This window comes from Acinetobacter sp. YH01004 (genome assembly GCF_013420455.1).
Lineage (GTDB): Bacteria > Pseudomonadota > Gammaproteobacteria > Pseudomonadales > Moraxellaceae > Acinetobacter > Acinetobacter towneri.
On sequence record NZ_VOXZ01000002.1, the window covers coordinates 15,078 to 34,959 of the forward strand.

Annotated in this window: 18 protein-coding genes and 1 tRNA gene; 6 read left to right on the top strand and 13 right to left on the bottom strand. The window is 35.7% G+C overall.

Features of this window, described 5'->3' with window-relative positions; all coding sequences use genetic code 11:
- Nucleotides 1-50 precede the first annotated feature (50 nt).
- The 6 genes from FTT71_RS13265 to FTT71_RS00525 form a co-directional block, all read right to left on the bottom strand.
- Nucleotides 51-539 (bottom strand): hypothetical protein, encoded by a 489-nt coding sequence (locus tag FTT71_RS13265; RefSeq protein WP_257229819.1) that lies wholly within the window; start codon nucleotides 537-539, stop codon nucleotides 51-53.
- A gap of 141 nt (nucleotides 540-680) precedes the next feature.
- Nucleotides 681-1,601, bottom strand: coding sequence for a hypothetical protein (locus tag FTT71_RS13270; protein ID WP_257229820.1), 921 nt, complete (start codon nucleotides 1,599-1,601; stop codon nucleotides 681-683).
- 117 nt (nucleotides 1,602-1,718) lie between these two features.
- Nucleotides 1,719-5,009 carry a type I restriction endonuclease subunit R gene (locus FTT71_RS13410; protein WP_180160641.1) on the bottom strand — a complete coding sequence of 1,097 codons (3,291 nt, stop codon included), beginning with the start codon at nucleotides 5,007-5,009 and terminating at the stop codon, nucleotides 1,719-1,721.
- A gap of 45 nt (nucleotides 5,010-5,054) precedes the next feature.
- Nucleotides 5,055-6,239, bottom strand: coding sequence for a restriction endonuclease subunit S (locus tag FTT71_RS00515; protein WP_180160642.1), 1,185 nt, complete (start codon nucleotides 6,237-6,239; stop codon nucleotides 5,055-5,057).
- A complete protein-coding gene (locus FTT71_RS00520; RefSeq protein ID WP_180160643.1) occupies nucleotides 6,232-8,436 on the bottom strand; it encodes a class I SAM-dependent DNA methyltransferase in 2,205 nt (734 codons plus the stop codon). The genes FTT71_RS00515 and FTT71_RS00520 overlap by 8 nt, the downstream gene beginning before the upstream one ends.
- Before the next feature lie 63 nt (nucleotides 8,437-8,499).
- Nucleotides 8,500-8,826, bottom strand: coding sequence for a helix-turn-helix domain-containing protein (locus FTT71_RS00525; protein ID WP_180160644.1), 327 nt, complete (start codon nucleotides 8,824-8,826; stop codon nucleotides 8,500-8,502).
- Between the two features lie 286 nt (nucleotides 8,827-9,112).
- On the opposite strand from FTT71_RS00525, the gene FTT71_RS00530 reads away from it, so the two are divergent.
- On the top strand, nucleotides 9,113-9,430 hold the full coding sequence (locus FTT71_RS00530) for a hypothetical protein (protein ID WP_180160645.1): 318 nt from the start codon (nucleotides 9,113-9,115) through the stop codon (nucleotides 9,428-9,430).
- Between the two features lie 177 nt (nucleotides 9,431-9,607).
- On the opposite strand, the gene FTT71_RS00535 is transcribed toward FTT71_RS00530, so the two are convergent.
- Entirely contained in the window at nucleotides 9,608-11,437 is a 1,830-nt protein-coding gene (locus FTT71_RS00535; protein WP_180160646.1) for an AAA family ATPase, read from the bottom strand.
- A gap of 100 nt (nucleotides 11,438-11,537) precedes the next feature.
- A complete protein-coding gene (locus tag FTT71_RS00540; protein WP_180100992.1) occupies nucleotides 11,538-11,717 on the bottom strand; it encodes a helix-turn-helix domain-containing protein in 180 nt (59 codons plus the stop codon).
- Between the two features lie 132 nt (nucleotides 11,718-11,849).
- Between FTT71_RS00540 and FTT71_RS00545 the strand changes: the two genes are divergently transcribed.
- Nucleotides 11,850-12,686, top strand: a complete 837-nt coding sequence (locus tag FTT71_RS00545; RefSeq protein WP_180160647.1) for a hypothetical protein — start codon at nucleotides 11,850-11,852, stop codon at nucleotides 12,684-12,686.
- A 208-nt stretch (nucleotides 12,687-12,894) separates the two neighbouring features.
- Here the strand turns inward: FTT71_RS00545 and FTT71_RS00550 are convergent.
- A tRNA-Ile gene (locus FTT71_RS00550) sits at nucleotides 12,895-12,971 on the bottom strand.
- Nucleotides 12,972-13,109: 138 nt separating this feature from the next.
- A complete protein-coding gene (locus FTT71_RS00555) occupies nucleotides 13,110-13,253 on the bottom strand; it encodes a hypothetical protein (protein ID WP_154320842.1) in 144 nt (47 codons plus the stop codon).
- A 306-nt stretch (nucleotides 13,254-13,559) separates the two neighbouring features.
- Here FTT71_RS00555 and FTT71_RS00560 point away from each other — a divergent pair, with 306 nt between their 5' ends.
- Both FTT71_RS00560 and FTT71_RS00565 read left to right on the top strand, forming a co-directional pair.
- The gene (locus FTT71_RS00560; protein WP_131261328.1) at nucleotides 13,560-14,138 is read left to right on the top strand and encodes a 1-acyl-sn-glycerol-3-phosphate acyltransferase; all 579 of its coding nucleotides are present in this window, start codon (nucleotides 13,560-13,562) and stop codon (nucleotides 14,136-14,138) included.
- A gap of 99 nt (nucleotides 14,139-14,237) precedes the next feature.
- Nucleotides 14,238-14,987, top strand: a complete 750-nt coding sequence (locus FTT71_RS00565; protein WP_070155957.1) for a YebC/PmpR family DNA-binding transcriptional regulator — start codon at nucleotides 14,238-14,240, stop codon at nucleotides 14,985-14,987.
- 85 nt (nucleotides 14,988-15,072) lie between these two features.
- Here FTT71_RS00565 and FTT71_RS00570 read toward each other — a convergent pair whose 3' ends face one another.
- Nucleotides 15,073-15,543 carry an Lrp/AsnC family transcriptional regulator gene (locus tag FTT71_RS00570; RefSeq protein ID WP_004971430.1) on the bottom strand — a complete coding sequence of 157 codons (471 nt, stop codon included), beginning with the start codon at nucleotides 15,541-15,543 and terminating at the stop codon, nucleotides 15,073-15,075.
- 488 nt (nucleotides 15,544-16,031) lie between these two features.
- Between FTT71_RS00570 and FTT71_RS00575 the strand changes: the two genes are divergently transcribed.
- A complete protein-coding gene (locus FTT71_RS00575) occupies nucleotides 16,032-17,036 on the top strand; it encodes a hypothetical protein (RefSeq protein ID WP_218955387.1) in 1,005 nt (334 codons plus the stop codon).
- 79 nt (nucleotides 17,037-17,115) lie between these two features.
- On the opposite strand, the gene FTT71_RS00580 is transcribed toward FTT71_RS00575, so the two are convergent.
- Complete coding sequence (locus tag FTT71_RS00580) at nucleotides 17,116-17,880, bottom strand: glutathione S-transferase family protein (protein ID WP_180044092.1); 765 nt, start codon at nucleotides 17,878-17,880, stop codon at nucleotides 17,116-17,118.
- 268 nt (nucleotides 17,881-18,148) lie between these two features.
- Between FTT71_RS00580 and ychF the strand changes: the two genes are divergently transcribed.
- Nucleotides 18,149-19,240: a redox-regulated ATPase YchF gene (gene ychF / locus FTT71_RS00585; RefSeq protein ID WP_004971435.1), complete on the top strand. Its 1,092-nt coding sequence runs from the start codon at nucleotides 18,149-18,151 to the stop codon at nucleotides 19,238-19,240.
- 127 nt (nucleotides 19,241-19,367) lie between these two features.
- On the opposite strand, the gene FTT71_RS00590 is transcribed toward ychF, so the two are convergent.
- Nucleotides 19,368-19,859, bottom strand: coding sequence for a hypothetical protein (locus tag FTT71_RS00590; RefSeq protein WP_180160648.1), 492 nt, complete (start codon nucleotides 19,857-19,859; stop codon nucleotides 19,368-19,370).
- Nucleotides 19,860-19,882 lie beyond the last annotated feature (23 nt).

The following is a 19,882-nucleotide window of genomic DNA, read 5'->3' on the forward strand; positions in this document are numbered from 1 at the left end:
TTACTATCCTTATAAAACATTCTCACATCACACAATCAACTAATTAAAGTTTACTTTTTCAATTTATTGATCTCTCTACTAAAAGTTGATCCAGGTAATCTTAGAAAATGATCAACCTGAAAATACATATCCTCTAACCATTTTAAATTTTCATCTGGTTTGTCATGTCTATATTTCCTAACCATAGTTTGAAAAATTTGCTGTGCTAAGCGTTCATTTTTATTTTTATCTAAATTTTCCATAGTTTTTAAGACTATTTCTAAATAATAAGTTTTTTGGCGTGTATCTATATTATTAGATTGAAGGATTTTTCTTGTTAAACAACCTAAACAATAACTTGCCTCTTCTACTGCTAATATACTCTTATCGCTATCATATAAATAATTTGAAGCAATAACCCAATCAGAACAATTAGACACTATATTGTAGACTAGGTAATCAAATTTTAATGGGAACTCTTGCCAAACTTCTGAATTTTGACTTCTGTCAATATTTAGCAAAATCTCGTCAAGAAAATATTCATAATACATCAACCACATGTGATCATCTATTTTGTTGTATATAGCACTTTTAACCATTACATCAAAAAATTGCAACCCTACAAAGATTGGACATTCCCATGGCTCATCTGTGTAACTGAAAGATTCACAATAATTATTATAAAAATTATCTTTCCCTTTTTAGTCTTTTATAAAAGCACATATATAATCTCCTATAGGTTTCCAAATATTAGCTTTTACAGCATTTTTAGGATTAGAGAAATAATAATCCAATATAACATTTTCTGGCTCTATACGATAACCAGTTGAATACATGAAATGTTGATTATCCTTGAGTTCTCGATATAGTTGACTATTTTCTTTAGCGATAAGATTCTTAAAAAAGTTATCTGTAAACTCATCGATGCGCAACAAAATTGGGCTAGAAGTTAATTTAAGTGGAATTTGAGGATGTATTTCTACTAAATAAATCATGAATCCTGATGATTTAACTATTTTCTCGATCGATTTATAAACTATAGGTTTATAGCCAATTTCTCTAGGTAGAACCGATAAGACCTTTTTTAATAAGTAAAATTTTATTTTACGACACTTTCCAATTTTAATTGGAGGAAATTTAAGCATCTCATCAATACTTGGCATTGATTTTTCTTGAATATAGTTATAAAAATTTTCGTATATTGTTACCTTATTAATAATCTTGATAAATTGGTCTAAATATTTTTCAATCAAATAGCTTAAGATATGATATTTTCTTTCTCTCAATAAACGAGACGACAATTCACTCCATTTTCTATATTGGCTTTTAGGCAATCTTTTTCCAAAAATTTTATAACTAAAACCTACTATCATTAAAATAACAAATGTTAATACAGTAGTTTTCTCATCAAAACCCCATAAATATGTAAACGGTTTAAATCCGAAAACAGTAATTATAATGCTTGAGTAGATTAAAACTAACGCCATTAAAATTAAAAACAAAAAATATAACCAAAAAAAAATAGAGGCTCTAATAAAAAAATCTTGTCTTTTTTCTTCAGACATCAATGTAATTATCGCCACAAAAATCCCTAATACTGTAAATAATCCACTAGCATCCATATTTAAAATCTTAAAATTAAATCAATAAACTTAAAAATTAATTTGCATATAAAATGATTCAGAACCAGCCCAAATTATATGATTTTTAGGTCAACTTCATATTCGTAATCAATATAATTAACTCACCCACTTATCATCATTCATAGCTAAAGTTTTAACCAGCTCAAAAACTGTTGAAACTTTTTCCTGAAATTGTGTCACGTCATAACTTACAGGCAGGTCTTTATCCAATACTTTTTCAATTTCATCTTTCACTAATGCTTGGGTCTGCCCATCTTTCCACCAGTCTTGAACCAACACTTTTGGTGTTGTATTGATAAGTGATGTGATCAAGTCTTTCGCTGCTAACTTGACCTGCTGTTGCTCATCTTTTGTGAGTTTGTCTTTTAAGAGTAGGTCATAGATTTCTAACTCATCTTCAGTTAAACCTTCTCTGATATGACGTTGGTCTTCTTCCTGCAACCCTTTTGTGAACTTTTGAATTTCTTCAAACAGTTGTTCAGTCGCCGTAGCACCAGAGTTATAACGATCAATCATTTGCTGATAGCGCTCGGCAAAATTAATACGTCCACCATTTTGCTTCAGCATTTGAATGATTTTCTTTTCAAGAAAAGCTCGCATATCCGCAATAGCAATGTTCTTGTGCTTGGTTTCTTTAAACTGTTCTTTCAGTTTGTCAAAATCAACTGTGCTTAAATCCCATTTTTGACCATGGATCAAACTATAGCTTTGCTTGAAATCCTTAACCGACTTCGCTGTATCTGCATCTATAATCACACTTCGATCTAAGAGATCCACAATTGCTACACCTGTTGTTTCAAGATCTTGCTGTTCAATGGTGGCTTCAATAAATCCATGTAAAAATTGAATTACAGATACTATCGGGCGAGGCTTAGCTAAGATATTAGGCTTACATGCCTCATATAAGGCAGCAACGGTATTAAAGTGAACATTGAATGTTTTTCGATATTCATCTTTTTCTAGTAACCGATCGGCATATTCACCAAATAAAGTATTCTCTTTAAACGTACCGCCATTCTCATTACGAGTTTCTAAGATTTTGTTTAGATCAATATCCTTAGACTCACAATATTCTAGGGTCTTCGTAATCGCTTCATCCAGCATATCGAAAAGTACGGTTTTATCCTGGACGGGCGCATCTATTTCTCCATCTTCACCAGTGCCTTGGCCGTAATCTTTTAAAGCTGTTTTTAGATTCCTAAATACGTTGTAGTAATCAATAACTTCACCATTTCTTTTCTCTACAAGCTCGCCGTCGGTATTCTGAATACGATATGACGTTACTCGGTTGGCACGAGCAATGGTTTGCATCAAGGTATGACCTTTCATTGGCTTGTCTAAGTACAGCGTAGATACCGTGGGCGCATCAAAACCTGTCAACCACATTGCACAGACGAAAACAAGTTGTAGCGGATGCGCTGGGTCTTTAAAGTTATCCTCAATATCAGCCCCATTCGTATCAACTTTATTCAGGCGGTCAATATGTGTCTGAATATCTAGACCTTGTTTATCAAAGCGTTCTTTTTCTGCACTCGGATCACTAATGACCACCGCCATTTGCACCGTGCTCATATACTTTTGGCGTTGCTTTAAACGGTATTTTTCAACATCATTTTTAGAATTATGAATACGTGTTTGTAAATGCTTCAGCTCTTCTTTCCAAAGTTTTGAAACCTTGTCATACATGCGTACAGCCGTAAATTGATCTACGGCGACCATCATGCCTTTACCTAAATAACCACGGCGTGGGAAATGGTAGACAATATCTTGAGCAATACGATCTAAACGGTCATCTCGTTTAATGACTTCAAGTTCCGTTGAATATTTCCGCTCAAGCTTTTCTTTTTGTGCTTCGTTTAAATCTTCATCTTCTAAAATTTCAGCAAGCTCTTCGTTGAGATCGTCATTTTGCAATAACACCTCAGGTACGCGCTTTTCATAGAAAAGCGGTAATGTTGCTTTATCTTCAATAGCTTGTTGGAAGGTATATTCCGAAACATATTCACCAAACCATTGCTTGGTTTTTTTCTGTTTAAGGATCGGTGTACCCGTAAAAGCTAGGAAATGTGCGCCGTCTAAACCTTTACGCATATTTTCAGCAAGGGATTCATATTGTGTACGATGAGCTTCATCGACAATGACAATCACTTCCCGCTCAGCAGGATTGAATAGCTGTGGATACTCTTGACCTTTCTCGTATCTGAACTTTTGAATTAGGGTAAATACAATTTTAGTATTTTGGCTGAGTAAGGTTCGAAGATGCGTACTGTTTTTCGGTTGTGCTGCTTCATCTTCTAAAACAGCTTTGGTCTGTATAAAGTTTTTATAAATCTGTGAATCCAAGTCTTCACGATCCGTAATCACCACAAAGCTAAAATTACCTGTGACTTTACGATAAATCTTTCTGACATAGAAAATCATCGAGAAACTTTTACCAGAGCCTTGTGTATGCCAAAACACCCCTAAACGACCTTTTAGCTCATCACGCTTTAGGAAGTTTTTGAAGGCATGATTCACCCCTAAAAACTGATGGTTCTGAGCGATAATTTTATATTTTTCATTTTGGAATAAAATAAAGTTTTCAATATAATCTAATAGTCGCTCAGGGCGGCAAAGACCTCGTAACAAGTATTCAATACTTGTGCCTTGTTCCTCAATTTCTTCTTTATTGACCTTCTCTTTTTCTTGATCTACCCGCAACCAGTTAAAGAAATGTTCCCACTCAGCCGTAAAACTTCCGAGCTTGGTATCTGTGGCATTGGATAGCACACAAAATGCGTTGGTTAAGAACAATTGTGGAATATCATTTTTATAATTTTTTAAATTGTCATCAAAGGCATTTTTAAGTTTTACATTGGAGTTTTTCAGCTCAATAAATACAAGTGGTAAACCATTCACATAAAGAATAAGATCAGGACGGCGATACGCACAATGTGGTGTACGACCTGTCGATTGAATCCATAACTGAGATACCACCAAAAACTCATTGTTTTCAGGATGCTCAAAATCAATAAGCTTTAGAAATTCGTTTTCATGTTTCTCACCGTTGGCGTCTTCGTAAGTAATGGATGCACCATCACGAATCGCTGTATAGAGTTCCATATTGGCTTTAATCGCTGACATTGAGCCACGGCGATCCATCAATTTAGAGAGAGCAGTTTCAATCACATCTAAAGGGACTTGGGGATTCAATTGCACGCATTTAGCAATCACACGATCTTTTAAGATGACATCTTTTTTGTCTGTACGACCTGAACCATCATTTAAGTCACTTGAATCTGTGGTATAGCAATTGAGATGCTGATAATCAAATTCGGTGCTTAAAATCTTAATGGTTGCTTGTTCAATGTCATCTTCACTTATAAAGTTACGTGTTACTTTTGCCACAATTTATCCCCTCTATCCCTCTAAATACTTCTATTTTTTTATAATTTACTGTTCTTGTATTGATGGTGGAAACTGAATATCTAAGTTTTCCACTGATAATTTTCCTGCAATTAACCTAGGCAGAAGACTATCTTTCTGTTCACTTAACAATCTATTCTGTTTTTGAAGATTTAAAACTTCATCAAAGAGAAGACGGCATTGATTTTCAAAACTTTCAACAAGCAGCTCATTCGGCTTAAATAATTTAACTTTCTTAAAGTTGCCACGACTTAATTCGGCAAAAGTTGCTCCTGATGCTAAAATTTCCAAATATGGCTTGGCAAATTTTAGCCAAAAATACAAATAAGTTAATGGAAACTCTTTGTTTGGAATACACGTTATAAATCCTTGATTCGTGCATGCTTCAGTCGTATTGATTGATAACACACCAATTGTTGCTCGACTTGTCATCATGATTGAATAAGCAGGGAATAATTTTGCTGAGCTTTTACTCAATCCTGTTTCATTACACTTCAATTCCGAATTTTCAATAAACAAAGTATCTTGTCGAGTTAAATCGGAAGGCGTGTACCAATTTATTTCTCCATCAACCCAATATTCATCGACTTCTTTAGATGGAGTACCACCACCTAAAATAGCAAAAGAATCATTAACAGTTTGCACTATCCAATCTCTAGGAACACCTTTTTCAAACTCAGTATTTTCCCAATTTGGAAAACGAAAACGTACAAACCATTCTTTATATAGCTCTTCAGCCATGTTTTCTAAAATTTGGATACGTTTTTTATTGTTTTCGATGAGGTCATCGTAAGCTGAAAGAATAGCGGCGATTTTTTTCTGAATATCAAGCTGAGGAATTTTTATCTTCAATTTTTGAAGATGATTCTGATTTAATGTGGGTACACCAGCGCCCGCATTAAAATTTTCGAGATGCATTTCCTTTAAATAGTAATACACATATTTCGGCAAATTATCTCTAAAACTAATAGAGTATAACGTTGTATTTAACGGCCATGATTTTTCAGTAATATACTGTACTTCTCCTAATGTACCAGAACGACCTGTAACTACTATGGGAGGGGAGGCTTTAAAATCATTATGAAAATCTTTTATCCCTGAACTCGCAACAACAGGAAATTTACCACTGACGATATTTTGGTTAGGTAGATCATGTCCCCGCTTTAATCTGACTAAATTATCAAAAATATCATCACGCCATAAATTAGTCATTACAGATCCCCTTCATATTAGCGTTGATAATATCCTCTAAACCTTTCGCTTCTTTGGTCAAATTATTAAATAACTCTAAAGATGTACTCAAATAATCTCTAAATTCTTCTTCAGTACGACCATCCTCTTCAATTACAACTCCAACATAACGCCCAGCATTTAAAGAATAATCTTGCTCTTTTACTTCATCAGGCGTTGCTAACTTACAAAGACCCGTTACATCTTCATATACTGCATTTGGGAAACGCTCTTGTAACCATGAAATATGATTAAAGAAATACTCCGCTTCACTACGGTCGGCTTTAATATCAGCAAGCAGTGATTTAACTTCCTTAATATCAGCTGATAAAACATTTAAAACCTTAAGTTTTGCATCCTTCACTTTAAGCAGATCTTTTTTATCATTTGCTTTGGCTTCAGCGACTTCAGCACGAGTTTGTTTGACTAACTCGTTGTGTGCTTTTTCTTTTTCACGAATGGCTTTGTCTAAAACCTTGGCTTCATCAGCAATCGCTTTAAAGAACGGCGTAAAGCTTGCTCGTAAGGTCTTTTGAGCTTCATTCAGCTTATTCACTAAATCTTTTGTGACCACTTGAGGGAAAGTTTTCACGTAAGTATCAAAGCTTTCTTGTAAAGGTTTAAGCTCATGCCAATGTTCATTTAATGTATCAACACTTTGAACAATAGCTACATCATCTTTTAATGTTTCTTTAAGCTTCTTAAAGCTCGGCTCAACATGGGGAACAGTAGCTTCAAGCTTCGCCATACCTTGTCTAAAGTAATCATCCACCAAACTAATATATTCATGATTACGCCCCTTATGTAGCTTACTAATCATAGCAATATTCAGAATCTGCTCGTCAGTAAAATCACGATGGGCACGGTCAATCTGTCTAAAAATGTTGCGGGCATCAATAAACAAAATCTTGTCATCTGTTTTATTTTTATCGAAGAACCATAAAGTTGCAGGTAACGTTACGGTATAGAACATATTTGAAGGCAAAGTTAGCATGCCATAAATCAAATTATTCTCAATCAATGTCTGACGTACATCAGCCTCAGAATTACGTGCATCTGAAGCTGAGTTAGGCATAACTAACGCTGCACGACCACTATTAGATAGCTTCGCTTGCTCTGCATTCTTCAGTGAAGTGGCAAATAAATTAATCCAAAGGTAGTTGGCATTAGGCACTGTTTCAACCTTGGCATTATCATCGGCTTTTTTAGTTTTGGTTTTGTTACGAGGTAAACCATAGGTATTAAAACGAGGATCTTTTTCAACAGTCGCTAGTGCCACATCATCCACGTTAAATGGTGGATTCGCCATGATGTAGTCAAACTTTTCAAAGCCCTTAAATGGATCTTCTGCATAAGAGTTTGCTTGGCGAATATCGCCTTTAAGACCATTTACGAACAAGTTCATTTTGGCAAGTTTGCCAGTATCTAGCGTCTTTTCTTGACCATAAACAAATAAGCTATAGTTTGTCTCAGCCTCACCTAATTTTTTGCTCAGCTCTTTACGGCGCTCTACAAACTGTAAAGACTGAACGAACATACCACCTGAACCACAGGCAGGATCATATACAGAGCCGTTATACGGTTCGATCATTTCAACCATCAATCGAACAACTGAAGTTGGTGTAAAGAATTCACCGCCTTTTTGACCTTCAGACAAGGCAAACTTACCGAGGAAGTACTCGTAAATCTTACCGAATACATCACCTGAAGCATCAGATGGAATGTTTGAAAAACTACGGACTAAACCTTTTAACGCCTGTTTACTTTGAGGTAAACGATTAAATGCCTGATAGTCATTTTTAGGCAAAACATCTTTAAAATCTTCTTGACCTTGATGATCTTCAATTGCCTGCATCGCTTCTTTAATTTTTGATGCTAAATCTTCACTTTCTGGAAGTTCGAGTAAGTAGTTATAACGGGCATTATCCGGCAAATAGAAACCACAATGTTTAATCGCAATTTCAGCCAGAGTCTTTTCACGGCGTGTCCCTTTAAGTTCATTAAACTCTTTTAAAATCGCTTCTTCAGTAGCGCCGTATTTATTATCAGCAAATTTTAAGAAAATCAGACCAAGTACAGGCGTTGAATACTCATTGGGTTTTAAGTCTGTATTTGCACGCAGACTATCTGCCGCTGACCAAAGTTGATCTTCTAACTGTTTTAACTCATTAAGGTTCATAGTTTTTCCAAATCAATTTATATATCTGATCTACTCAAAAAGTTGAGCAATTATTTTTTGAAATTATGTCTTTTGCAAAGACAAGATGAATTTCTGAATCATCTCTCTTTCAGACTCTGGTAAACCTTGGATTGATTTTGAAATTGGGTCAGTACCCAAATCTGAAAAGTGTTCTGTACGTCCTAATAGATAGTCAGCAGACACATTTAAGACAACCACGAGCTTATAAAAATTCTCTAAAGATGGCTTTCGAGAGCCAGCTTCGATATGTGAAATAGATGTTGAAGGAATACCTGTTTTTTCAGAAATATCCTGCTGCGTCATTTTTCGTTGTGTTCTTATTTCTTTAAGCCGTGCACAAAACAGCTCAGAATCCATCTCAATCAACATAAAACACCATAAATCGACAATAAATACTTGACTATATAGACAAGTTTTCATATATATACATGACAGTATTTTATTGTCTATTTCGACAAAAAGACATCATCAAAAGAAATTAAAAGAGGAAATTTATATGAATAATATTGTATGTGCATGAGTACAAGATCTCGACAATCCTGTACCCATGCTTTCCATTTCAAATAACTGAAATGAAAGATTGTAAAATTTCGACGTTTTACCTTTGCATTCTTTCATAGCAGACCACTTAAGTAAATTTATCTTGGAGTCTATTATGAGCAGTTCACCGAGCCATATCCCTATCGCCATACACCCAAACATTCAAAATTTGAATGTACGCCAAATTTCCAAAATGATTGCGTCAAAAATTATTGAAAAAACTGAATTAAATTTACAATATAACTCATCATTTTGCAGACAGCTCAATGTTGCTACAGACCTAAACACATATGAAGCTTTAGCTTATTACGTTGATAATCGTTATTTTGAAAAGTATGATTTTAATAAATATGGACTCATCAACTTTCATGAAATTTATGATGAGCTTTGGAGTGAATTTAGATACAAAGTGAACTATCAAGCCACTTATTAGTGAAAGTTGAGCAACATGAACAAGTTGACTATAACCAAATGATTTATAAGTAATTTCAAGTTATTCATCATATTGCTCAAACTTATTTGTTTTGAGCAATATGAATGTTAATATATTTCAATTACTTACCACTATATTGTCCAACTTGATCATATTGTTCAATAGATGAATTTGGGATTAAAAATTACTGGGCTCATCTAATCTATGAATCTTGGGCAATGACCAAAACCATACTTTTTCACCACAAGGCCTAAAAGGTTTAATATTTAACCTTTCTTGTGCACGCCGTATAGATGATAGACTCAGACCAGCTTCTTTAGCCTGCAAGTGAACATCTTTTGCTGGCAATCTCTCAACATCGCTTAACAATTCAATCAAAAACTCTCTAGCAACTTCTACCGCAGAATTATTATCCCCAACATTAAGTTCAGCACTATTCAGCAACTCCTTAGCAAAGCCGTCAATTTTACCTAACCAATTAGTTTTCGTAGTTTCAATTTTATCTGCAATAGTCACAGACTCAAGTTGATAACGAATACCACCCTCAAGTACCGAAATATTACTTTTTGCACGTACAAGAATATAATCTCCTTCAGCCTCTCTTCGAGAAGCACACCAAGCCATTCGTGCCAATGCACTGAACGCTTGGGAGCCTAGAATTCTGTCAGCAGGACTATTGTTTGCGCTACCTTTTGCAAAATGAGTAATCCCTAGTATGGCAAAACCATATTGACTGGCTAAATCAACTAATGGCTGTAACGATCGTCTCACATCATTGGCCTTGTTCATATCACCACTTACCGCAGAAATGATTGGATCTATCATTAGAAGTTTAAGGTCAGGATTTTCTATTATGTACTGCTCAATTTTCGGAAAATCTTTGGCAGGGTCAAAGGATTCTAATTTACCTTCTTTATTAGTACGTCCTGCAATAAACGATACTTTGCTAACATTAGCTCCATTTGCTATTAATCGAGGCTTTAATGTATCTGAAGAATCATCTTCGGTTGAGTAGATTAAGACTTTTCCAGAGTTTTCACACAGTACCCCATCTGGAAAATTCCCACCTCTTGTAATAGTAGAAATCAGCGCGAGCGAGAGATTTGTTTTCCCACAACCACCAGCACCAGCTAAAATTGTCATTTTTCCCAGAGGCAACCATCCCTCCCATAGCCAATGAATTGGCTGAACTTGAATGTTTTCCATATTGATAATATTAATTGCATTTGTTGTTAACTTTGATTTTTCTCGATTTGCTAGCTTTTCAAGTTGCGGATATTCTATCACTACACCATTTTGCTTAATAAATTCTGCATACAGTTGATTCAAATAGAATTGTATTGCTAGTTTATTTTCTGCATGCGATATGAAGTGGGCATCAAATAGGCTATAGGCATTAATGTTTTTACTGAGTTTATCAAGCACAACAGGTGTATTATTTGTTGTATTTAAATAGAATTCTACACATAAAGAAATATCATCCGCACACGCAACACGCTCACCGCATTGAGCAATTTTTAAAGCAACATCAATTCGATTCGTACAGTAATTTACTTTTGCATTCGCTGAATTTTTATTGAATACTGCAATACCATTTTGACCAATAATATATTGCATCAACTGCGTTGATTTATAATTTCCTTTTTCTCTACCTAGAGCTAAAACACCACAATGTTGACCATTCTTACTATATAAATCTACCGCCAAAAATCCTTCATAATCAAAACTTGGATGTTGATGATCTAAATATGAGTTTTCTTTAAATTCATAAAATAGATGAGACGTAGCGATATTATATTTTACTAGCACACAATTCGTATCATAAGCAGTTTTTATATATTGTGATTTAAAGTCAGTAACTGTAGGATAATACAGACCTTCAATATCACTATTACTTTTCTGAATAAAAAATGGCTGTACATCTAAGTACAAAGACTTTTCAACACTTTTATCAATCATGTACTCATCATAATCATGAGTATCCGCCTGAGTTTTCATTTTTTGCATTTTAAAAAACCTAAAAATTCGACAAAATCCCTCCTCGAACTGCTTCTAATTTAGAAGCAGTTTTTAAATTAAAATGTGAGGTGGGGAAGAAATGATTTAGCTACTTAATTTCACCAGCGAAACGTAAAATTTCATTACGATTCCAACGAAGTAAACGACCATGCCTTTTGGGCGTAATGGGACCATTTTCATATACAGCCCAACGACGAAGTGTTTGTGGTTGCATGCCTAGCAGTTTTGCAGCCTCTGCTGTTGTAATTAATAAACTTTCTTGCTTCATCATGAAGCGTCCTATAGCAATTGAATTAAGTAATTTTTAGTTGATTAGTACTTGTTTGAGTAGGTTCTTATAATTACTATATTTTCTTACCCCCAAAAAAATTATACTTTTTGATTATCAGTGGAACATTTTATGTCAGGGCGTCCAAAAACTGGATTTGTTACAAAATTGAAAACTATTATTTGGTATGAACAGGTTGCAGAACGTGTTCTTAAAGAAAATATTCAAAATAATGTTCGTCCACATCAAACGGAGTTAGACTCACGCTCAGCAAGTAAAAATAAACTAGATAAATTTTTTAATGAAAATGGTAGTAAAATTTGGACAAAATTTTCCACTGGACAAGTATCTCCAGTAACAAAATTAAAAATTGTAGAAAATAAACTTCCTAACACTATAATTTATTTTATCCATCCCATTTGGGAAATATTGAGTAAAACTTACGTTACTGAAGAAGATTTATATAATTTTTATAAAAATCTAAATAGTTTCACTCAAAAAACTATACAAACAAAAAATATTAAAGATGTTGTAATCAACTTTGATGCTAATTTTGCGAAGGAATTTGACTGTGTTTTAGATCTGTATAGTTTTTTGCTATTTAAGACTTATCAAAGTAAATTCAAGCTTCATATTCAGAATCTTGAATATAGTTACCTAGCTTTAATGGAATACAGCTTATTAATTATAAATTTAATTGGTTGCTCGGGATACTACTTAATCAAGCTATTACAATTGCATTTTCAGTTAGAACCCAATTCACGTTTGATCGAAATGGGAGCTGATATAGACTTTCATCTAAAACAAATTAATCAATATCATATACTTAAAATTGCCCATGACAACAATCCTCAACGATATACTTTACTAAAAAACCACTTTGATGATTTCAAAAATGAGTTCCATAAGTATCAATTAAAGCTAACATCTATTGAAAACCTCTATACAAAGAATAGTGAGGAACTTTGAATTCACACGTTACCAATCAAAATTAGTAAAGTTAAAGTTACACTAAGCTTACTCAACTGCAAAACATTGTCATTAATTACCCATGCTGATTGATAGATGCTAGATCAGAAGACAGGTTTAAGTTGATTTATTTTGCTTACTATTTGCTTACTAATTTTAAAAAACAAAAAACCACTTACGATTAGTACACGTAAGTGGTTGTTTTATATGGTGGGCCCAGACAGACTTGAACTGTCGACCAACGGATTATGAGTCCGCTGCTCTAACCGACTGAGCTATAGGCCCTATAATTGAATTTGTTATATTTCAACAAGTTCAAGCGCAAAGAATACTAGCGAAGATTTTTTAAAAACACAAGCCATTTTCAGAAATTGCTGTATAGATAGTCAGCAGACGAATTTGATTATTATTGAAATATAAAAACTACACCTTCACTTTCCGAAACATTGCCCGATGCAACTTTAAACGCTTCTCTTTACGCACTTCTAAAAACAACTCAAACATTGACCATACCAAGACCAATAACAACACAGTCAATGCCACAAGAAAAGTCGTCAAATAAGCCACTTTAGTATCCTTCCATGATGCGTGGAATAGTGAAATGATGAATAGAATCATAGCTAATTACGACCAAAGTCTAATGATTTACAAATCATTTGAATAGTGCATTTTTGCTCAATTTAAGACTTAATTTCTCTCAATTCATATATTTTTAATATTAAAAACAAAGTATTTAGAGTTAAAACCAATAAAAGATATAACGCTATATCAACTGCATCACTTGAGATTGCTATATTTCAAACAATTTTCTGTTGACTCTTATATAAAACAAGCAGAAATTATGCATTTCCAGATTCATCAGCTGTTAAATCTATGTTGAAAAAATTTATAGGCGAGTCCGCATTCAAACTTGCAGGATGGCAATATCAGGTAGAACCCAACATCCTCGAAAATAAACAAGTGATCGTCGGTTTTGAACACACCTCAATGATGGATGCAATCCTCTCGCTTGCTCTGTTCCAAATTTATGATATTAAAATTCATACTTTAATCAAAAAAGAGCTTTTTAAAGGGCCACTTAAACCTATTTTAGAAAAAGTCGGCGGTATTCCAGTAGACCGTAAATCTAACAAAGATATTGTGTCGCAAATGGTCGAACTTTTTGATCAAAATGAACATTTCAATTTGGTCATCGCACCCGAAGCAACTCGCGCAAAAACAGGTGAAGCCCGCAAGCCAATTCGTACAGGTTTTTGGCATATTGCCAAAGCAGCCAATGTGCCTATCGTTTTAATGTATGCCAACTCACAAACCAAACAAGGTGGGATTTTTGGCAAAATCTATCCGACAGATTTAGATCACGATATGGCACTTATCCAACAATTATATAAAGAACAAGTGGGCTTAGATATTGTCATTCCTGAGCCAAAAACAACTCAAAGCAACACTTAAAAAACCTAAAACTCTGCCCTTTATCTAAAAAAAGGGCTTATGTTAGAATGGGCGCAATTTTGATAGGCATACTGCCAATCTGTAAGGAGCATAGTTCGCATGGCGGGTCATTCCAAGTGGGCCAACATTAAGCATCGTAAAGCCAAACAAGATGCTAGTCGTGGTAAGTTGTTTACCAAATTTATTCGTGAATTAACAACTGCTGCAAAGCTCGGCGGTCCAGATGCGGCAAGTAACCCTCGTTTACGTGCTGTTGTGGAAAAAGCACTTTCAGTTAACATGACACGTGACGTCATTAACCGTGCCATCCAGCGTGGTGCAGGCGGTGAAGATAACGACGATCTTAAAGAAGTAACCTATGAAGGTTATGGTGTAGGTGGTGTTGCGGTTATTGTAGAAACCATGACAGACAACTTAAACCGCACCGTGCCAGATGTACGTCACTGTTTCTCTAAAACTGACGGTAACTTAGGCACCAATGGTTCTGTAGCATTCCTATTCACCAAACGTGGTGAAATTTCATTTGAAGATTCATCTTTAGAAGATCAAGTGATGGAAGTGGCTTTAGAAGCTGGCGCAGAAGATATTGAAGTGTCTGAAGATGGCATTTTGGTTATTACTACGCCAGAAGCTTTTGGTATAGTTCAAGATGCGCTAACAGCAGCAGGTTTGAAATCTGACAATGCTGAAGTGGTTATGAGTCCATCGACCAAAGCAGAAATTACAGACATCGATCAAGCGAAAAAAATTATGAAAATGATTGATATGCTTGAAGATTTAGATGATGTTCAAAACGTATATACCAACGTTGAATTCTCTGATGAAGTTTTAGCACAATTAGACGCATAATCGGTCTAACTGCAATTCCTAAAAACGCACGTTCTCGTGCGTTTTTTTATAGATCCAGTCAAAATAATTCTAAGATTCTAATAAATTAAACTTTATTTAATAAACCATGACAGTTTAAAACATCATATTCTTTAATCACAAAGCTAGAATGCAAACCTGCCACATGCTCAATTTTACCAATCCGTTTTAATAAAATTTCGCTGTAATTTTCCATATCTCGTGCCACAACCTCTACAATAAAATCTGCAGTCTGTCCTGTCACCAAAAATGCACGTATCACTTCAGGAATGCTTTCCAATTCATCCAAAAATTTGGCAAAAATATCGGTATCGTGTTTGCTCAAAGACACCTGCAACAACACATGCAAACTAAAGCCCAGTTTTTGATAATTAATTTCACGCTTTAAACCTGAAATAATTTTATGATCGATCAGACTTTTAATACGGCGATGCACCGAACTTACCGACAGATTAACCCGCTCGGAAAGTTCATTCAAATTGACATCTTCATTGCTTAAAATTTCTAAAATATGCTTATCGTAGCGATCTAATTCCATTTTCAAGCACTCAATCTAATCTGATAAAATTTAAACTCATGCTGCCATTATACTTAAATTATTTTGCAGACTAAGCATCTTTATCGAAAATTATTTTCCATTATTAAAGCAAAATGTTTATGATTCAACAGATCACCGCTTATCGTTTTGAACAACTTAACAGACAAACGGAACAGCTTTCTAATTTATTGATTTTCAAATTTTTAAATTTAAAAAACTCAACAAAACAACGAATCTACTCATACATTTTCACAATCCCGACCGTCTATCTTTTACAAGTGTATAGAAATGTATTAAAACAGATGCGCTCGACAATAAGCACAATGCAGCACAACAAAACCAATAAAAATACAAGGAGTCGTCATGGCTTTTAAATCTCTAAGCTTGCTGAAAATAAAATTAGCTCTGTATTTACCGTTGAAACTCAGACCAGCTCTTTATTCGATGGACTCTTAAGTGGTGGCTCTTTAAGCAATACCTTTTCTGGTTTGCTTGGCAGCCTGACTAGTTCGACCTCGACCACACCTACCCTAGATTCTTTATTAAAAAGTTTACTCTCTGGCAGCAGCTTAGATAGTTCTAGCCTAACCAATCTAATCAGCCAATTTTCAAGCTCGAATACCAACTTAGATATCACCAGTTTAATTAGCAAACTGACACAATCCAATGGCGGTAGCTTCGATATTGCTTCCATCACCAATTTACTCAGCGGCATGATTGACAGCAATGCAGGTGATTTAGATATTACGAAACTCACCCAATTAGTGAGTGGGTTAATCGGTGGTAATACGGGTAATCTTGATATTGCTCAAATTGCTCAACTGGTTAGTGGCTTGATTGGTGGCAACATCGGTGGAGGTTTAGGCGGTCTAGATATCGCAGTGATTGCTGAACTTGTAGGCGGTTTAATCCAAGGCAATGGCGATCTTGATATTGCGCAAATTGCTCAACTGGCAAGCGGCTTGATTGGCAGCAATATCGGTGGCGGTTTAGGCGGTATGGATATCGCGGTCATTGCTGAATTAGTAGGCGGTTTAATGCAAGGCAATGGCGATCTTGATATTGCACAAATTGCGCAACTGGCAAGCGGCTTAATTGGCGGTAACATCGGTGGTGATTTAGGTGGTCTAGATATCGCTGCTCTAGAACCAATTCTTGCGTTGCTTAATCCTGAAGGTCAGCTTGCAAGTGACTTTGATCTAGGTGGTTTATTAAATAATCTGACTGGAGATACAACTGGTGGTTTCAGCTTAGATGGCTTGAGTGATGGTTTTGACAACTTAATTTCTGGTTCAGATTTTAACATCAGCGACTTACTGCAAGGTGCGTCATCTACAACCAGTTCAGAGATCAATATTGATAGCTTAGTCCCTGCATTAGGCGATGCATTTGGCAATTTAACTGGTGGCACATCAGACACTCAATTTGATTTAGCTACCCTACCAAATTTGGTACAGAATTTTGATTTGAATAACTTAAATTCTTTGTTCTAACTCTTAGTTCTAGATTTTATACATCAGTATCCAAAAAAATACGCGCAGATTGCGCGTATTTTATCTGAGGCGATAACATTTAAATACCGCGCCAATCTACACGTGCATTACGCTCAGTTTGATAAATACGAGAAACATATTGCCCTAAAGGTAAATCCAGCAAATATTTTTTATAATCTTTAAATTCTTCAGAAATCACTTCATCATGTTCTTTTTCCCACGGCGTTCCAGAAATTTCCAAAATAGGTGCAAGCATCGAACACACTGAAATATCGGCCAAACCTAAACGCTCACCCACAAAATAACGCCCGTAATTATCAATCAAATGCTGATTTAAAATGACAATTAATTCATCCATCCGCTGTTTGGATTCTGCAACTTTATCTTGATCGAGCTGATAGCCCTTAGACACCAAGGCTTTAATAATTGGCTTGGAATATTTAGAAAATTGACGCAAATAGCCTTTTTCGCCAATTAAAATTTCCAAAGGTTCTTCACTTTCAGATAATGCATGCGCCAACCCCCATCGACGCACATGCTGCCCCAATTCATCAGCCAAAGTATTTATGACCAACGCATGTTTATATTGTTCGGCATCACTGCGTAACAAGGCATGTTCGGGGTAAATATCATCTAGATATAAAGCAATTTGAGTCGAATCTGCTATCCAGCGGTCTTGATCACGTAAAATAGGTAATTTATTTTGCCCTGTTTTTAATTGGGCAAAAGCGCGATGCACGCCTGGAATTAAGTTTTGCGCATCATAATCTAACTCTTTATGATCCAATAACCAGCGAGCTTTCTCACAAAAATGAGACAAAGGAAACTGGTATAAGATGCGCATAAAATCTCCATATTTAAAATTTTGATATCCAAAGCAGTATCAATACTGTGCTTGTCATACTTTAGTCATAGCCTCTTATAATTACAATGTACTTTTTATTCAAAATTCAGGCGAAACAGTCAGCAATTCAAAATCAATTCCGAAAAGAAATTCAACGTACAGCATCAAGCACGCTAGATTGGAGAAACATCTGTCCGATGACCTGACTTTATCTGCCCTTTCATGTAAAATCGTGCCTAATTTTTAAATAACACGTTGTGAGTTATTCATGGGTTTTAATTGTGGTATTGTGGGCCTGCCAAACGTTGGTAAATCTACGCTTTTTAATGCTTTAACCAAAGCTGCAATTGCAGCGGAAAACTTCCCGTTCTGTACCATTGAGCCAAATACAGGCATTGTACCTGTGCCAGATTCACGTTTGGACAAATTGGCGGAAATCGTAAATCCGCAACGTGTATTACCAACCACGATGGAATTTGTGGATATTGCAGGTTTGGTTGCAGGTGCATCTAAAGGTGAAGGTTTAGGTAACCAATTCCTTGCCAACATTCGTGAAACTGATGCGATTGCGCATGTAGTTCGTTGCTTTGAAGATGAAAACGTCATTCACGTAAATGGTAAAATTGACCCATTAGATGACATTGCAACCATCAATACCGAACTTGCGTTGGCCGATTTAGAAACGGTGAGCAAAGCCATTACACGCTTAGCAAAATCTGCCAAAGGTGGCGATAAAGAAGCCGTAGCGACCAAAGCCGTTTTAGAAAAAATCCAACCTTTACTGGATGATGGCAAGCCTGCACGTGCAGCCAATTTAGATGACGATGAACGCAAATTGGTTCGTGGTTTTGGTTTATTAACCTTAAAACCAACCATGTATATTGCGAACGTGGCAGAAGATGGCTTTGAAAACAACCCGCACTTAGATGCAGTCAAAAAACTTGCTGCAGAAGAAAATGCGATTGTGGTGCCTTTATGCAACCAAATTGAAGCCGAAATTTCATTACTTGAAGATGAAGACCGTGCAGAATTCCTAGAAGCTCTTGGTATGGAAGAACCAGGGCTGAACGTAGTGATTCGTGCAGGTTATGCGCTGTTAGGTCTGCAAACTTACTTTACTGCAGGCGTACAAGAAGTCCGCGCGTGGACAGTGAAAGTAGGTGCAACTGCACCACAAGCAGCAGGCGTAATTCACACTGACTTTGAAAAAGGCTTTATCCGCGCAGAATGTATTGCTTATGAGGATTTCGTACAATACAACGGCGAAGCAGGTGCAAAAGAAGCAGGTAAATGGCGCTTGGAAGGTAAAACTTATATCGTACAAGACGGTGATGTTTTACACTTCCGTTTTAATGTTTAATTGTTTTTATGTTTAGTTTTAGAACAATGCTTACAGCCGAGCATTGATTCAATAAAAAAACCTCGATGTAAGCATCGAGGTTTTTTTATAGGCGATTCTGCATCACATCAATGCAAAATAATCTCAACTAAGACTGCACCACATTGCCCTTTTGTTTCGGGTCGGTATTACCCAATTCAGGATGCGCCAAAGCATCGGCACATTGTTTTTTATCACGTTCATAATCGGCTTGTTTTTGTGCAAGACTGCTTGAACTGTCAATCGTCGCACGTGCCCAAATTTCCAAACTGGTCAAGGCCTTACGACACAGCGCATATTTCCCTTCCGTTACAGAGTCGGTCATTTTGACATTAATACGCCAGTCGGTACTTAATTTACGGGCAGGTTTGCGGACTTTATCTTCAATTAAGTTACGCTGTTTACGATACACGTACGGCTCAACTTCATCCATTAATTCCCACGCGGCTTGCGCATACACAGTCGCATCATTGGTGAGTTTTGGCGCAGGCTTAATTTCTACTGTTTTTTGCGGGTTGTTGTCATTGCTACACGCTTGCAATAACAGGCTACTGCATAACATTGAAGCAAGCAGGATTACAGGTGTTTTCAATTTCAACATATCGGTTCGCCCATACAAACAAT

Coding starts and splice junctions, on each gene's coding strand:
- FTT71_RS13265 (WP_257229819.1), bottom strand. CDS start 539: ATGTGGTTGATGTATTATGAATATTTTCTTGACGAGATTTTGCTAAAT.
- FTT71_RS13270 (WP_257229820.1), bottom strand. CDS start 1,601: ATGGATGCTAGTGGATTATTTACAGTATTAGGGATTTTTGTGGCGATA.
- FTT71_RS00515 (WP_180160642.1), bottom strand. CDS start 6,239: ATGACTAATTTATGGCGTGATGATATTTTTGATAATTTAGTCAGATTA.
- FTT71_RS00520 (WP_180160643.1), bottom strand. CDS start 8,436: ATGAACCTTAATGAGTTAAAACAGTTAGAAGATCAACTTTGGTCAGCG.
- FTT71_RS00525 (WP_180160644.1), bottom strand. CDS start 8,826: ATGTTGATTGAGATGGATTCTGAGCTGTTTTGTGCACGGCTTAAAGAA.
- FTT71_RS00530 (WP_180160645.1), top strand. CDS start 9,113: ATGAGCAGTTCACCGAGCCATATCCCTATCGCCATACACCCAAACATT.
- FTT71_RS00535 (WP_180160646.1), bottom strand. CDS start 11,437: ATGCAAAAAATGAAAACTCAGGCGGATACTCATGATTATGATGAGTAC.
- FTT71_RS00540 (WP_180100992.1), bottom strand. CDS start 11,717: ATGAAGCAAGAAAGTTTATTAATTACAACAGCAGAGGCTGCAAAACTG.
- FTT71_RS00545 (WP_180160647.1), top strand. CDS start 11,850: ATGTCAGGGCGTCCAAAAACTGGATTTGTTACAAAATTGAAAACTATT.
- FTT71_RS00560 (WP_131261328.1), top strand. CDS start 13,560: ATGTTGAAAAAATTTATAGGCGAGTCCGCATTCAAACTTGCAGGATGG.
- FTT71_RS00565 (WP_070155957.1), top strand. CDS start 14,238: ATGGCGGGTCATTCCAAGTGGGCCAACATTAAGCATCGTAAAGCCAAA.
- FTT71_RS00570 (WP_004971430.1), bottom strand. CDS start 15,543: ATGGAATTAGATCGCTACGATAAGCATATTTTAGAAATTTTAAGCAAT.
- FTT71_RS00580 (WP_180044092.1), bottom strand. CDS start 17,880: ATGCGCATCTTATACCAGTTTCCTTTGTCTCATTTTTGTGAGAAAGCT.
- ychF (WP_004971435.1), top strand. CDS start 18,149: ATGGGTTTTAATTGTGGTATTGTGGGCCTGCCAAACGTTGGTAAATCT.
- FTT71_RS00590 (WP_180160648.1), bottom strand. CDS start 19,859: ATGTTGAAATTGAAAACACCTGTAATCCTGCTTGCTTCAATGTTATGC.